The organism is Pseudoalteromonas sp. FUC4 (assembly GCF_008370255.1).
Classification (GTDB): Bacteria; Pseudomonadota; Gammaproteobacteria; order Enterobacterales; family Alteromonadaceae; genus Pseudoalteromonas.
On record NZ_SEUI01000004.1, the window covers coordinates 26059 to 40704 of the forward strand.

The window sequence follows — 14646 nt, forward strand, 5'->3', positions numbered from 1 at the left end:
GTCAGTATCAAATGCTTTTATTTTGAAAATAGTTACCTAGCACCTTCCCTCGTGTTTTTAAGCTGATTAGGTATACTAGCGCCATTGTTTTAAACGGTCTTAATTATGATAAGAATAGATCTTACCCTAGCCGAGCAACCATTTTCGCTTATGGTGTCTGGGCAAAAAATTGTGCAAGTGTTTCATGGACAACAAGCCATTACCTTTGATAACCCTCGTGAAAACTACTATCAGTTTACTTATGACAACAAAAAAATAGGTATCGATACAGAGACAGCGGAGGAGCAAAGCATTTCGCTTTTTGTAGATGATCAATTTGCAACACAACTTGCGCTACCAGCACCTAAAAATGGGTCACCTAAAAAAGGCTTTTTAGGTCTGGCTGCATTAGGTTTTAAGCTTTTTAAAAGTGCTAAGGTAATTAAAGTAGTGCTTGCGGGGGCTTCTGTTGCAGGCTATGCGTGGTTATTTAGTATTGAATTTGCACTAATGCTCATTGGTTGCTTAGTCGTACACGAGTACGGCCATGTGCGAGCAATGAAATACTTTGGCATAAAAACCAAAGGTATTTACTTAATTCCGTTTGTTGGAGGGCTTGCTGTAAGTGACGATAAAATAACGACTCGTTGGCAAGATGTCGTTATATCACTAATGGGGCCTGCGTTTGGTTTAATTACCTCGGTGTTGGGTGTCGTTTTATATTACGCCACCGAAATGGAAATATTTGCAGGTGTGGCGGTTCTTAGTGCGTTATTAAATTTATTTAACTTGTTACCAATTTTGCCACTTGATGGCGGGCATGTATTAAAAAGTATCAGTTTTTCAATGCGTTCATGGATTGGTTTAAGTGTATGTTTACTCGGTGTACTGTTTGGCTTATGGCTGAGCTACACATTTGGCTTAATGTTGCTGGTGTTCTTTTTGTTTGTAGGTGCGCTGGAAATTGTATTTGAATGGCGAGGCCGTCACTACTCACATTTAATGCCGCTAGATAAATATGGTCAAGGCTTTTCAGCGGTTATGTACGCCATTGTCGTCGCTGGGCATGTAGCCGTAATGATGCATTTTGCCGATTCAGAAAATCCAATATTGAGCCTGCCGATGACTATTTTATCGAGCTAGCAATAATAACAGCATGGTAGCTCAAAGCTCGCTCACCATGCTGTTTTTTGTACGTTGCTTTTAAGGTTTTTATGCATTTGTTGTTTAGAAAGGAAGCTGTCGCTCAGTAAAGTGGGCGTTTAACAGGGGCAATTACGCTTGCCCAACCATTCTGAATAAAATTAACTGTGTTTATTTTAGCTTGTGTGGCGATAGCAAAATGTTAGTTTTGGTTTGTTTCTTAGTGGGGTAATTGATAAGGTATTATCCCTCAGTATGAAAAATAACAATAAGCAGTGAGCTGATAAAATTATGGATGATTCGATAAAACAACAAGTAAATCAAAGCACAGGGGAATATTTATTGTTCACGCTTTATTGGTTGGCCTTTTTTTTACTGGTGCTCCCAATATCCTCAAACGAGATCCTTTCTTTATTGGATGGTGGATCACTAGTATTCAAATCCAATCCTATTTACCTTTTTATATCTACCTTCCTCATTGCTGTACTTACCCTGCCATTTTTAAAGTCTACTCTTGATGCGCAAAATAAAAGCGACGTTATTGGGCGCTTAGCAATAAAAAAATGGCTCTTTTTCCTTTAATCATTACAGTACTATTAACAGCGGCTTACGTTTTACTGGAACAAGGTTTTTTTGGTTTTATGGAAGTCGCCGTGCCAGACTTTACGTTAGAAATTAAAGCACAAACAAACTCGCTTTTAGATAAAATTTTGCTGCTTTTAGCAGTAGTATTTATTGGGCCTATATATGAGGAAGTAGTTTTTCGAGGAGTGGCATTCTATAGGCTGAAAAAAACCGCCTTGGGAGCTATTGGCGCAATTATTATCCCAAGTATTGTGTTTACATTGATACATGGGCAGTATGATCAAGTTGAAATTTTTATTTCTGTGTTTGTATTTTCTTGCTTGATGGGACTACTTCGTCATCTATCGGGTAACTTGTGGTATTGCATTATCGCTCACATGATCTGTAATTTATTAGTACTAGGTGACATTATTTTTTGATATTAAATGACTTACCAGTTAACTTTATTTTCTTGCTTAGTTCTTTTGGTTTGCAGCTAGCAAGCGCGATATAAAATCGCGCGTATTTATTACCAAAATACTACGGATAAAAATTTAGCATTAATGCAATGAACGCCCCTGTTACAAATAACTGCACAACACAAAATCCCATAATATCTTTTGCTTTTAAGCCCGCTATAGCCAATACGGGTAATGCCCAAAAAGGCTGAATTAAATTGGTCCACGCATCGCCCCACGCAACAGCCATAGCAACACGTGATATATCGGCACCTAGCTCTTGTGCTGCAGGTATAACAATAGGTGCTTGTACTGCCCATTGCCCGCCGCCTGAGGGCACAAACATATTAACGAGTCCTGCACTTATAAAGCTAAAGAATGGCAAGCTATCAGCATCTGCAACGGCAATAAAGCCACGTGATATCTGTTGTGCTAACCCTGTATCGACCATCACCGCCATAATGCCAGCATAAAACGGAAACTGAATAACAATACCCGCACCACTTGGAATTGCTTGTTGCAGGCTATTAAGTAAATTATGGGGTGTTTGATGCAGTGTAATAGCTAAAAACAAAAACACGGCAATAACGCTATTAAGGTTTAAGTTTCCGCCAGCAATAAAAAAGTAATAACCTAAATATGCCAAACCTAATGAGCCAATTGCCATACCGAGTAGTTTACTTTGTTCCAAATGTTGGGCGGGTCTGGTTATTGTTGTGGGCTTAGGTGTTGTCTCTTGTAAAAGAGTTGAGTCGATATATATGCTTTCTTGCTTGCTTGGCAGCATATAGCGATTAACGAGCGGCATAATAATGAATAAGCCTACTAATATGGCTATGTTAAAACCCGCAAATAAAGTGTGCTCTGTACTAATAATACCAATGCTGGCCTCTGAAAAGTGACCTTCGGTTGCGATAGTTAAAGGAATCGAACCTGCTAACCCGCCATGCCATACAACAAAACCCGAGTAAGCGCTGGCTACTAATAATCGATAATCAACATGCGTATTTTTAGCAATTGCTTTGGCAAAAAGGGCACCAATAACTAAGCCAAATCCCCAATTTAACCAACTCGCTAAAAGCGAAATAAGCGTTACTAATATAATTGCTTTAGGTGCGGTGCTTGCAAATGTTGCTAGTTTTTCTAATAACTTACTTATAGGTGGCGTACTTGCCAACATGTAGCCTGTAACTAACACCAGTAGCATTTGCATGGCAAAGCTTAATAAGTTCCAAAACCCACCACCCCATGCTTGGAGTACTTCAATACTGGTTGCGGTGGTAAATAAGCTTGCACTGATAAGAGTAATTATTGTAAGTAAAATCACAAATATAAAGGGATCGGGAAGGTAGCGCTCTACAAGTTTAGTAAAAGGCGCGGCTATTTTATTAAGCATAAATACAACTGTTTTGGTTATTATTTTAACGTTAATTAATCATGAAAAATCACTATTGGCAAACAGCATTTAGTCTTATATTAACGGTTAAAAGCTTAAACATTGCTTAAAAGCAGCGCTTACAGTAACGTACTGTTTATAGATAACTTAATAACAAAGACTTTGTATTATGCCGGTAATATTTAAAAGGCTAGCTTTACTTCTTCGTGCTCATATAGATCAGTTGAGTTGGCAAGCAGTGGCATTAGCTATTTTGACTCATATGCTATTAACATGGGGATTATTGTTTATAGCAAACGAGGAAGCGTTAACCTCGCTTACTACCTTTTTTTACTATTACACAGTAACAACATCAACAGTGGGGTATGGTGATTTTAGTCCAACTACTGATCTTGGTCGTTGGGTGGTGGCATTAATACAAATTCCATTTGGTTTAGCTTTATTTGGTGTTTTGCTAGGAAAAGCAGGACAAACTGTTACTTATTTAATTAGGCGCGCTATGACTGGTGATAAAAACTTTGCCCACAGTAACAACCATATTATTATTTTTGGTTGGCATGATACTCGTACAAAAAAGATGATTGATTACATTTTGGCAGATACGAAACGAACCGAACGTCGTATTTTACTCGCGGTAACAGAGCAAATGGATCATCCTTTTTTAGCTAACGAAAGCGTTGATTTTGCACGTTTAACTAGTTTTACAAACTTAGGGGAGTTAGAGCGTGTTGCTATTCGCCGTGCTGACAAAGTGATTATAGATGGTCAAGATGATGACCAAACATTTACCACAGCACTGCGTATTAGTCGCTTAGTAAAAGACGATTGCCATATAAGCGCTCACTTTTTAGATGAAACCAAAGTTGAGATGATGCTAGAGCATTGCCAAAATGTAGAGTGTAGTAGTGCAAAATCAGCTGAGATACTCGTACGCTCAATGCAAGATCCAGGTTCGAGCCGGGTGCAAGAGGAGCTGCTATCTACTTTGCACGGCGATACACAATTTAGCTTGAAAGTACCAAATGGCTGCAAAGATATGGAGTTTGGTACTTTGTTTCATCATTTTAAGCTTGAACATGATGCAATACTGTTGGGTGTAGCTCATAATTTAAGTGCGCAAAATATGGATTTAAATCCACCATTAGATTACAAAGTAAGTGAAGGCGATATTTTGCACTATATATCGGTAGATCGAGTATTAAGTAGTGAAGTTGACTGGTCGAGTCTAGAAAAATAATGAATGAAGTTGTATTTTTAATTGTTGTTTTAAGTGCTTATATATTACCTGTTGTTATTGTACTCAACAGTAAGCGTACACAGGGTCATGAAAAAAATGGCTGGCTAATGGGAATAATTATATTTTCTTGGTTAGGATTAATGATGTACTTTGCCATTGTGCCCAAGTATGGGCACAAAAAGAAAAAAGCCAAATAGAGTAGTTGGCCTTTACAGTCGTTTTACTAGCGTAATTACTCTTCTAGTTGCTTAATTTTATGCTCAATTAAAGGATCGTCAGGTACAAGTTGTTGGGCAACTTCTAATAACTGAATGGCATCATCAGGATGCTCATCTTGATGCTTAAGGGCAACATCGATTAATGGCTGAATATCAATTTTTGCCTGATGTTCCTGTACGTGAACTTCTTTTTCATCAATCAAAATATTATGAGCTTTGCTTAATAGTGTTTGACGGTGAGCTGAGTTTACATTCGCTTTATTGAGGCTTTTGTAATAATCCTCTTTAAAGCGTAAGGTTTTAGTTTGCAGACGAAATTGCGCAATATCAATTTGCTGGTGCTGAATAAAATCGACGGCTACTTGCTTATAAAATCCAAACTTATTCAAATATGTGGCATGTGTGCCATGTCCCATACCAAATACCCGTAAGTGAGTTAGCTGCTTATAGCGCTTAGCGTGCATGCGGTCTATGCGATTAGTCGGATCGTAAATAATATACCCTTGGGCATCACCTAAATCTAGATCGTGATAATCCTGTTGCCAGTTAAACTGCTGAGCTATATCGGTACTAGAACGGTCATCCCATGGTACTAACTCTTTATTTTTAGTACTTACCGGATGAAAGAATAGCACTTGGTTTAGCTTTAATAATTTAGCAAAAGCACCAACAGCAAATCCGCCACGGCTTAAGCCATAACCTAACCGACAATTAAACGGCGTAAGTAATGTTGATAATTGCTCGAGAAAGAATATTAAATTTCGATTACGAAACCAATTACTCTTACCCAAATGCTGAAAAGCGATAACATTTACGTTTTGTTTTTGAGCTAGATGATAACCCCAAGGTGCAAAATCAGGATTGAGATCTTGTTCTTGCACATTAGTACCAGCAGGAGAAAAAGTAAAAAGCAGGGGCTTATTAACGTCAACAAATTCATACTTAACAAATACATCGCCGAGTAAATCACTCCCCGACATAGGCAGTTGGGTCTGTTGCTCATCTCGCGGGAGAGTTAACCATTCATCTAACCAATACAGTAATTTCATTAATCCTCCAGCTATAAGTCGGCGCGGATCATATCAAACTCAGTGAAATTAGGTCAAACAGAAGGAAAGAGTTGCTACTGCGCCATTTTAATTATTTCATCCCAATCATTTTTAGTGACGGGCATAATTGATAATCGCCCACCTTTTTTAAGTGCGATTTCAGTAATATTATTATTCGCTTTAATATCCTTTAGGCTAACCAGTTTGTTTAAGTGGCTTTGATAAGTAACTTCAACAACAACCCAGCGTGGTTTGTCGCTGGTGGCCTTAGCATCGTAATAATCACTGCTTAAATCAAACTGCGTAGGGTCTGGGTAGGCATTGTGTGTCACTTCAGCAATACCTGCCGCGCCTACGTGTTTACAGCTTGAATGATAAATCATGACTGAGTCACCGACTTTAACGTCATCACGCATAAAGTTTCGTGCTTGGTAATTACGAACGCCTTCCCAGAGGGTAGTTTGTTTTGGTGCGTTTTTTAAATCATCAATCGAAAAGGCATCGGGTTCGGTTTTAAAAAGCCAGTAAGCCATAGCAGTACTCCTAACAAAGATTTACATAGTTGTAGTCTATAGTATCATTAACTTATCTGGGGATTGAGGAAGAAATAATGAGCCAAGTATTAGATGATTTGTTGTCGTTGTTAACACTTGAAGAAATTGAGCAAGGTTTGTACCGTGGGCAAAGCCAAGACTTAGGCTTTGGTGCTGTATTTGGCGGTCAGGTTATGGGGCAGGCACTTTCTGCTGCCAAAGAAACTCTACCTGAGGGGCGAATAGTTCATTCATTACATTCTTACTTTTTACGCCCAGGCGATCCAGCTAAACCCATTGTTTATGATGTAGAAACTATTCGCGATGGAAAGAGCTTTAGTACTCGCCGAGTAAAAGCGATTCAGTACGGTAAGCCTATTTTTTATATGACAGCGTCGTTTCAGGGGGAAGAAAATGGTTTGTCGCATCAAGCAACAATGCCTGATGTACCAGCACCTGAAGACCTGCGTTCATCACTTGAGTTTTATCAAGATAACGCTTCACATATCCCTGAAGTCATCCGTAATAAGTTTACGCGTGAAATGCCGATTGAAATGCGACCGGTTACTTTTCATAACCCGTTTAAACCAGAAGTTATGGAGCCGGTAAAGCATATTTGGTTTAAAGCTAATGGTGAAATGCCAGACGATCAGCGTATCCACAATTACTTATTAGCGTATGCGTCTGACTTTGAGTTTTTACCAACTGCATTACAACCTCATGGTGTATCGTTTATGCAGCCAAATATGCAAGTAGCTACTATTGATCATGCAATGTGGTTTCATCGTCCATTTAGAATGGATGATTGGATTTTGTATTCAATTGATAGTCCAAGTGCGAGTAATGGGTGTGGTTTGGTACGCGGGCAGTTTTTTGATCGCCAAGGCAACTTGGTTGCCTCAACAATGCAAGAAGGGGTTATGCGTCAGCGCTAATCCCCTTTTATAGATATAGTACTAGTTACACTGATCTTGTACTATATCGCTGATTGACTGCCAGACGCGTGCTGGCAGTAATGTTTTAAGGTGTGCATAGGTTTCGCAAAGTTGTGTACTGCCTACTAAGCCCTCATCACCTTCTGTTATTAATGACTCTCCACGTAAGTTTTCGATAAAACTAACAAGTACTTTTTTATCAAAAAATTCAGGTGTTTTAATACCATGCAGTGTACCTAAACGTTGTGCGAGTACTTGGCTTTCACGCTCTAGCTCAGCTTTTTCAATGCCATCACTTGTTTGAATAAAACCAATCACAATCGCGTATCGTTGCAAAGTAAAGCTAAGTGCTCGTCCAAGCATTTCTAGCTTAGCTAGGCAGTCATTACCGTTTGTTATATGAATGTTATTGCCATCAAACTCAATTAAATTTTGATCGGCAAAATTAGCTAAAATACGCGTTATGTAGTTTTCATCAAGAGGCTGTAAATACCACTCTTTAGCAAACAACGGATAAAACGTTTTTACAAGTTGCTGGCATTGAGCAATAGTTGTGCTGTGTTGTTTAAATAGATGTAGTGCAATTAAGCTTGGTACTGCAAACAAGTGCAAAATATTGTTTCGGTAGTAATTAAACAGTACTTTTTCTTTATCGCTAATCGTAATAATTTCGCCAAACTCATCACTGATAACTTCAAACTTATTAAGCTTTAATGCATGCGTTAGTAATTGTTCAGGTGTTTCGTCTGGTGTAGTTACTTTATTACTGTAGCTTGCATCACGCTGTAAGCGCAGATAAAAATCAAGCTGTGCTAATAGCTTTGGTTTACTCAATGCTTGTTTATCGTTAACCAGCAATATCATCGCTAGTAAGTTAACCGCATTAAGCGCCGCTGCATTATTAATTTTAACCATTACTTGGTCGGCAAGTTTAGTTACTTGTGGTGCTAACCATTGTGGCTTTTGCACGTCAGTTGGGTGTATTGAATCACGCCAATCAGGTTGGTTATCGTTTAAGTATTGGTTAATAGAGATTGGATCGCCAAAGTTTAAATTACCACGACCGTAGTTTTTAAGGTTTTTGATTGCCTTAAAAATACCAAATATAGATTCGCCTTTTTTATCTTTACCATCCAGCTCTTTAAGGTAGGTGTTAATTTCCATTACGTGCTCGTAGCCAATATACACAGGAACAATAGATATTGGTCTGTCTATTCCGCGTAGCATTGCTTGTAATGTCATAGATAGCATACCCGTTTTAGGCGGAAGTAAGCGTCCAGTTCGGCTTCGACCGCCCTCCGTGTAAAACTTAACAGAGTAACCTTTAATAAACAGTTGGCTTAAATACTCTTTGAATATGGCAGAATAAAGTTTATTACCTGCAAATGAGCGACGAATAAAAAACGCACCAGAGCGTCTAAATATGCCACCGGCAGGGAAAAAGTTAAGATTTATGCCAGCAGCTATATGCGGAGGTACTAAACCCAAATGATAAATAGAGTAAGTAAGCAGTAAGTAATCCATATGGCTGCGATGACAAGGCATATAAATTATTTCATGTCCTTTATCGGTTAGCTCATGAATTTGCTCAGCATGTTTAATATCAATACCATTATAAAGCTTATTCCATAACCAAGTTAAAAACCTTTCGGCCACACGTATCATTGCTTCAGAGTAATTAGCGGCAATTTCATCAAGTAGCTTAAGTGCATTTTGACGAGCTTCTGTTTGGCTAATATTTTTAGCGTTGGCTTCATCTTGAATTGCTTTTTTTATTGTAGGTGATGCTAATAATGAATTAAATAATTGCTCGCGAGAGGGCATTTTAGGGCCCGTAGCTGCAAGTTTTTGACGCTTAAAGTGTACACGTGCAACACGTAACAACTTATGTGGTAATTCACTTACGTCAGCTTTTTCATTCACTAACAGCGATAAGTCGAGAGGCTGACTAAAGCGAATAAAGTTATCGCGACCTGAAAACAACACCACAAAAATCTTTCTAAACCAGCTAGGAGTTAGGGAATGTGTGATTAAAGTGCGCAATCCTGGCTTTTCTTTACCTGGGTCGCGTCCCCATAAAATAGTAACCGGAACAACTTGTACGTTTTGCTGCCCGCTTTGTATGAGGTACTCAATAATTTGCTTACCTTGAGCTAAAGCATTGGTTGGCTTAGCTTCATCACCAAAGAGTGGCGGCGGGTTTTTAATGCCAATAAAGCGGTCTAAATTTTGGTTTCCTAATACTTGCTCTTCGGTTGGACTAGGTAGGCCATTCTTTTTACAAACATGCGCCAGCGCGGCTAAATCAAAACGTGAATTTAAACGCACTATATAAAATGTAGGATACTCAGGGTTTAGCTCATACTGTTTAATAGGATTTTCTGGCAGCACTTTGCTTTTCACAAATAAGCGGCTAAATCCAGCAGACATAACATTTAAACAATAATTAAAAATACGCATCGACTCACCATATTGAGAGTATTATACCAATCCGCAATAATACTTAATCATTTTGCGGGGCTAAACGTGTCGCTACCTGCGTTAAAAAATTCTCATTTAGAACAACTAAATAGCGAATTTTTTGCCTAACTATCAACACGTTTTTCCAGCCTCAAAATAGCTCACTTTAATAAGCGAATTGATATTAAAGGCAAAATTAGCGCAGTAGGATACCATAATATCTAAAAATCACTTAGTTTGCGTAATTAAGGTGTTAACTTGTTTATTGACTAGCAGGTAGAACTATTAGTTCAAGTATAGCTAGTAAGCATTTATGGGCGCTTATTTAATCAAATTTACAGTCATTGTATTGTTTCTAAATAGTTGTTGCATTTATCACCAATACCTCTATAATACGCAGGCTTTCAAAATTCCTTTGGGGATTAGAAAGGATAAATTAAGCTTGGATCTCAAGCTAATAAACAGGAGTTCCGATTTGGAACTCAACGTAGATATAATCAAACAGCCGGCATCTTAAGTTTTAAGATTGTTTCGGTCGTTTTTTTATGCTCTTTTATATGCTCTTTATATTGAGGTTAAGAATGTCAAATCAACGCATTCGTATTCGCCTAAAAGCTTTTGACCACCGTTTGATTGACCAATCAACGGCAGAAATCGTGGAAACTGCGAAACGCACTGGCGCACAAGTACGTGGTCCAATCCCACTACCAACACGCTTTGAACGTTTTACTGTACTAACTTCACCGCACGTTAATAAAGATGCGCGTGATCAGTACGAGATCCGCACCCATAAACGTCTGATAGACATCGTAGAACCAACTGACAAGACTGTAGACGCGCTTATGCGTTTAGATCTTGCTGCTGGTGTTGATGTTCAAATCAGCCTGGGTTAATCGAAAGATTAGAGAGGTTTTAGGAAAATGGCATTAGGTCTAGTCGGTCGTAAAGTGGGTATGACACGAATCTTCACTGAAGATGGTGTATCTATCCCTGTGACAGTTATTGAAGCGACACCTAACCGCATTGCTCAGATCAAATCTGACGCAACAGACGGTTATAACGCGCTTCAAGTAACCGCAGGCACTAAAAAAGCAAGTCGTGTAAACAAAGCTAAAGCGGGTCATTTCGCTAAAGCTGGTGTTGAAGCGGGTCGCGGTCTGTGGGAATTCCGCCTTAACGGTGGTGAAGGCGATTTTGAAGTAGGCGCTGAGCTTACTGTTGAATTATTCAACGAAATCAACAAGGTTGACGTAACCGGTACTTCTAAAGGTAAAGGTTTCCAAGGTGGTGTTAAGCGCTGGAATTTCAGCATGCAAGACGCTACACATGGTAACTCTCTATCTCACCGTGCTCCTGGTTCAATCGGTCAAAACCAATCACCTGGTAAGGTGTTTAAAGGTAAGAAAATGGCCGGTCATATGGGTGCTGAGCGTGTAACGACTCAAAACTTAGAACTAGTTCGCGTTGACGCTGAGCGTAACTTGCTTTTAGTGAAAGGTGCAGTACCTGGATCTATCGGCGGTGACGTTATCGTTAAACCAGCTGTTAAAGCATAAGTCCTGGAGATTTAGTGATGGAATTAGCAATCAAAGACGCTTCTGGCGCTCTTGAAGTTTCTGAAGCTACTTTTGGACGTGAGTTTAACGAAGCATTAGTACACCAAGTAGTTGTTGCTTACGCAGCAGGTGCTCGTCAAGGTACTCGTGCTCAGAAGACACGTTCTGAAGTAAGCGGTGGTGGTAAAAAACCATGGGCTCAAAAAGGTACTGGCCGTGCACGTGCTGGTACAATCCGTAGTCCAATTTGGCGTTCAGGTGGCGTTAGCTTCGCAGCTAAACCACAAGACCACAGCCAAAAAGTAAACCGTAAAATGTACCGTGGTGCGATTAAAAGCATCCTATCTGAATTAGTTCGTCAAGAGCGTTTAATCGTTGTTGAAAGTTTTGGTCTTGAAGCACCAAAAACTAAAGAACTAGTTGCTAAGCTTAAAGAACTTGAGCTTAAAGATGTACTTATCGTGACTGAAGAAGTAGATGAAAATCTTTTCTTGTCGGCACGTAACCTTTATAAGGTTGACACGCGTGATGTAGCTGGTATCGATCCTGTAAGCTTAATTGCTTTCGATAAGGTACTTATTACAGCCGCTGCTGTTAAGCAACTTGAGGAGGCGCTAGCATGATCCGCGAAGAACGTCTTTTAAAAGTGATCCTTGCTCCACACATCTCTGAAAAAAGCACAATTGCTGCAGAAGAAAACAACACGATTGTTTTCAAAGCGGCAAATGACGCAACTAAAGCTGAAATTAAAGCAGCAGTTGAGAAGCTTTTTGAAGTAGAAGTAACTGGTGTTCGCACACTTAACGTTAAGGGTAAAACAAAACGTACTGGCGCACGTTTCGGTCGTCGTAGCGACTGGAAAAAAGCTTACGTTACTCTTAAAGAAGGCAGCGAGCTAGACTTTGTCGGCGGCGCCGAGTAATAAGGGGATAGAATTATGGCACTTCAAAAGTGTAAGCCTACTTCTGCGGGCCGTCGTCACCTAGTTAAAGTGGTTAACTCTGATCTACATAAGGGTAAGCCATACGCACCACTTTTAGAGAAAAACTCTAAATCAGGTGGTCGTAATAACAATGGTCGTATTACGGTTCGTCATATCGGTGGTGGTCATAAGCATCATTACCGTTTAATCGATTTTAAACGTACTAAAGATGGCATCCCAGCCACTGTTGAGCGTTTAGAATACGATCCAAATCGTAGCGCAAACATCGCTCTTGTATTATATGCAGACGGTGAGCGTCGTTACATTATCGCACCTAAAGGCTTAAAAGCTGGCGATGCAATCCAGTCTGGTGTTGATGCACCAATCAAACCTGGTAATGCATTACCAATGCGTAATATGCCTGTAGGTTCGACTGTTCACAACGTAGAATTAAAACCAGGTAAAGGTGCTCAAATCGCACGTTCTGCTGGTGCATACGTTCAAATCCTTGCTCGTGATGGTCAGTATGTAACATTACGTCTTCGTTCAGGCGAAGTTCGTAAAGTTGAATCTGATTGTCGTGCGACACTAGGTGAAGTAGGCAATGCTGAGCATATGCTTCGTTCACTTGGTAAAGCAGGTGCAAATCGCTGGCGTGGTATTCGTCCGACAGTTCGTGGTGTTGCCATGAACCCGGTAGATCACCCACACGGTGGTGGTGAAGGTCGTACATCTGGTGGTCGTCATCCTGTGTCTCCATGGGGTAAACCGACTAAAGGTGCGAAGACGCGTAAGAACAAGCGTACGGATAAATTTATAGTACGTCGTCGTACTAAGTAATATTGAGGAATAGCCATGCCACGCTCTCTCAAGAAGGGTCCTTTTATAGACCTACACTTGCTGAAGAAGGTAGAGAAAGCTTTGGAAAGCGGTGAGAAAAAGCCAATTAAAACTTGGAGCCGTCGTTCAATGATCATACCTAACATGATCGGATTGACCATTGCTGTCCATAATGGTCGCCAGCACGTACCAGTTTTCGTTTCTGACGAAATGATCGGTCACAAACTAGGTGAATTTGCACCAACTCGCACTTACCGTGGCCATGCTGCGGATAAGAAAGCGAAGAAACGATAAGAGGGGAAGATAAATGCAAGCATTAGCTAAACATAAATTCGCCTCTGGTTCGGCGCAAAAAGCACGTCTAGTTGCAGATCAGATCCGCGGGTTACCTGTAGATCGCGCACTAGAAATCCTGGCGTACAGCCCTAAGAAAGCGGCTGTATTAGTTAAGAAAGTACTTGAGTCTGCTATTGCTAACGCAGAGCATAACGAAGGTGCTGACATTGATGAGCTTCGTATAACAACGATCTTTGTGGACGATGGTCCTACAATGAAACGTATTATGCCTCGTGCTAAAGGACGCGCAGACCGCATCCTTAAGCGTACAAGCCATATCACTGTTATGGTTTCAGATAGCTAGGAGTATAAGTAATGGGACAAAAAGTTCATCCTACTGGTATTCGCCTAGGTATATCTAAACCTTGGGTTTCTACCTGGTACGCGAGTTCAAAAGATTTCTCTGCACAGCTTTTTGGCGATCACAAAGTTCGTACATTCCTTACTAAGGAATTAAAAACGGCTTCTGTGTCTAAAATCGTTATTGAGCGTCCAGCAAAATCAATCCGAGTAACAATCCACACGGCTCGTCCGGGTGTTGTTATCGGTAAAAAAGGCGAAGACGTAGAAAAATTACGTCAAGCAGTAACTAAAATCGCTGGTGTACCTGCTCAGATTAATATCTCTGAAGTACGTAAACCAGAACTAGATGCACAACTAGTAGCAGACGGCATTGCCTCTCAACTAGAACGTCGTGTTATGTTCCGTCGCGCTATGAAGCGTTCGGTACAAAATGCAATGCGCATCGGTTCAAAAGGGATTAAAGTTGAAGTTAGCGGTCGTCTTGGCGGCGCTGAAATCGCACGTTCAGAATGGTATCGTGAAGGTCGTGTACCTCTACATACTCTTCGTGCTGATATCGATTACGCAACTTCTGAAGCCTTAACCACTTATGGTATCATTGGTGTTAAAGTTTGGATCTTCAAAGGCGAAGTTATTGGTGGTTTACCACTAGTACAAGAGCAAGAGAAGCCAGCTAAACGCGCACCAAAGAAAGCCAAGAAAAGTGCTAAGTAGAGG

The 14646-nt window shown here is 40.1% G+C and carries 18 protein-coding genes; 14 read left to right on the forward strand and 4 right to left on the reverse strand.

Features of this window, described 5'->3' with window-relative positions; genetic code table 11:
• The first annotated feature begins 105 nt into the window (after positions 1-105).
• The 3 genes from EU510_RS12315 (at position 106) to EU510_RS20095 (ending at position 2126) form a co-directional block, all read left to right on the forward strand.
• A complete protein-coding gene (locus EU510_RS12315) occupies positions 106-1122 on the forward strand; it encodes a metalloprotease (protein ID WP_149593745.1) in 1017 nt (338 codons plus the stop codon).
• Between the two features lie 291 nt (positions 1123-1413).
• The gene (locus EU510_RS20090; protein WP_262501226.1) at positions 1414-1704 is read left to right on the forward strand and encodes a hypothetical protein; all 291 of its coding nucleotides are present in this window, start codon (positions 1414-1416) and stop codon (positions 1702-1704) included.
• On the forward strand, positions 1686-2126 hold the full coding sequence (locus EU510_RS20095; protein ID WP_262501227.1) for a CPBP family intramembrane glutamic endopeptidase: 441 nt from the start codon (positions 1686-1688) through the stop codon (positions 2124-2126). The genes EU510_RS20090 and EU510_RS20095 overlap by 19 nt, the downstream gene beginning before the upstream one ends.
• Positions 2127-2226: 100 nt before the next feature.
• Here the strand turns inward: EU510_RS20095 and EU510_RS12325 are convergent, their stop codons facing one another.
• Positions 2227-3540 (reverse strand): short-chain fatty acid transporter, encoded by a 1314-nt coding sequence (locus EU510_RS12325; RefSeq protein ID WP_149593746.1) that lies wholly within the window; start codon positions 3538-3540, stop codon positions 2227-2229.
• Positions 3541-3709: 169 nt separating this feature from the next.
• Between EU510_RS12325 and EU510_RS12330 the strand changes: the two genes are divergently transcribed.
• Together EU510_RS12330 and EU510_RS12335 are read left to right on the forward strand one after the other, a co-directional pair.
• Positions 3710-4777 carry a potassium channel family protein gene (locus EU510_RS12330; RefSeq protein WP_149593747.1) on the forward strand — a complete coding sequence of 356 codons (1068 nt, stop codon included), beginning with the start codon at positions 3710-3712 and terminating at the stop codon, positions 4775-4777.
• Complete coding sequence (locus EU510_RS12335; RefSeq protein WP_002957905.1) at positions 4777-4974, forward strand: PLDc N-terminal domain-containing protein; 198 nt, start codon at positions 4777-4779, stop codon at positions 4972-4974. Before EU510_RS12330 ends, EU510_RS12335 begins: the two co-directional genes overlap by 1 nt.
• A 35-nt stretch (positions 4975-5009) precedes the next feature.
• Here the strand turns inward: EU510_RS12335 and EU510_RS12340 are convergent, their stop codons facing one another.
• Both EU510_RS12340 and EU510_RS12345 read right to left on the reverse strand, forming a co-directional pair.
• Positions 5010-6044: a cytosolic protein gene (locus EU510_RS12340; protein ID WP_149593748.1), complete on the reverse strand. Its 1035-nt coding sequence runs from the start codon at positions 6042-6044 to the stop codon at positions 5010-5012.
• 74 nt (positions 6045-6118) lie between these two features.
• Entirely contained in the window at positions 6119-6577 is a 459-nt protein-coding gene (locus EU510_RS12345) for an EVE domain-containing protein (RefSeq protein ID WP_149593749.1), read from the reverse strand.
• 77 nt (positions 6578-6654) lie between these two features.
• Between EU510_RS12345 and tesB the strand changes: the two genes are divergently transcribed.
• On the forward strand, positions 6655-7512 hold the full coding sequence (gene tesB / locus EU510_RS12350; RefSeq protein WP_149593750.1) for an acyl-CoA thioesterase II: 858 nt from the start codon (positions 6655-6657) through the stop codon (positions 7510-7512).
• 21 nt (positions 7513-7533) lie between these two features.
• Here tesB and plsB read toward each other — a convergent pair whose 3' ends face one another.
• Positions 7534-9972: a glycerol-3-phosphate 1-O-acyltransferase PlsB gene (gene plsB / locus EU510_RS12355; protein WP_149593751.1), complete on the reverse strand. Its 2439-nt coding sequence runs from the start codon at positions 9970-9972 to the stop codon at positions 7534-7536.
• Between the two features lie 581 nt (positions 9973-10553).
• Here plsB and rpsJ point away from each other — a divergent pair.
• Genes rpsJ through rpsC form a run of 8 tightly spaced genes read left to right on the forward strand, consistent with a single transcriptional unit; the run spans position 10554 to position 14643 of the window.
• Positions 10554-10865, forward strand: a complete 312-nt coding sequence (gene rpsJ, locus EU510_RS12360) for a 30S ribosomal protein S10 (protein WP_002957900.1) — start codon at positions 10554-10556, stop codon at positions 10863-10865.
• A 27-nt stretch (positions 10866-10892) separates the two neighbouring features.
• The gene (rplC, locus tag EU510_RS12365) at positions 10893-11528 is read left to right on the forward strand and encodes a 50S ribosomal protein L3 (RefSeq protein WP_149593752.1); all 636 of its coding nucleotides are present in this window, start codon (positions 10893-10895) and stop codon (positions 11526-11528) included.
• Between the two features lie 17 nt (positions 11529-11545).
• On the forward strand, positions 11546-12151 hold the full coding sequence (rplD, locus tag EU510_RS12370) for a 50S ribosomal protein L4 (RefSeq protein WP_008108340.1): 606 nt from the start codon (positions 11546-11548) through the stop codon (positions 12149-12151).
• The gene (gene rplW / locus EU510_RS12375; RefSeq protein WP_149593753.1) at positions 12148-12450 is read left to right on the forward strand and encodes a 50S ribosomal protein L23; all 303 of its coding nucleotides are present in this window, start codon (positions 12148-12150) and stop codon (positions 12448-12450) included. The genes rplD and rplW overlap by 4 nt, the downstream gene beginning before the upstream one ends.
• A 15-nt stretch (positions 12451-12465) precedes the next feature.
• Complete coding sequence (rplB, locus tag EU510_RS12380) at positions 12466-13290, forward strand: 50S ribosomal protein L2 (protein WP_149593754.1); 825 nt, start codon at positions 12466-12468, stop codon at positions 13288-13290.
• Positions 13291-13305: 15 nt separating this feature from the next.
• Positions 13306-13584, forward strand: a complete 279-nt coding sequence (rpsS, locus tag EU510_RS12385; RefSeq protein WP_004588689.1) for a 30S ribosomal protein S19 — start codon at positions 13306-13308, stop codon at positions 13582-13584.
• A gap of 13 nt (positions 13585-13597) precedes the next feature.
• Positions 13598-13930 carry a 50S ribosomal protein L22 gene (gene rplV, locus EU510_RS12390; RefSeq protein ID WP_002957892.1) on the forward strand — a complete coding sequence of 111 codons (333 nt, stop codon included), beginning with the start codon at positions 13598-13600 and terminating at the stop codon, positions 13928-13930.
• A gap of 11 nt (positions 13931-13941) precedes the next feature.
• Positions 13942-14643, forward strand: coding sequence for a 30S ribosomal protein S3 (rpsC, locus tag EU510_RS12395; RefSeq protein ID WP_002957891.1), 702 nt, complete (start codon positions 13942-13944; stop codon positions 14641-14643).
• Positions 14644-14646: the final 3 nt, after the last annotated feature.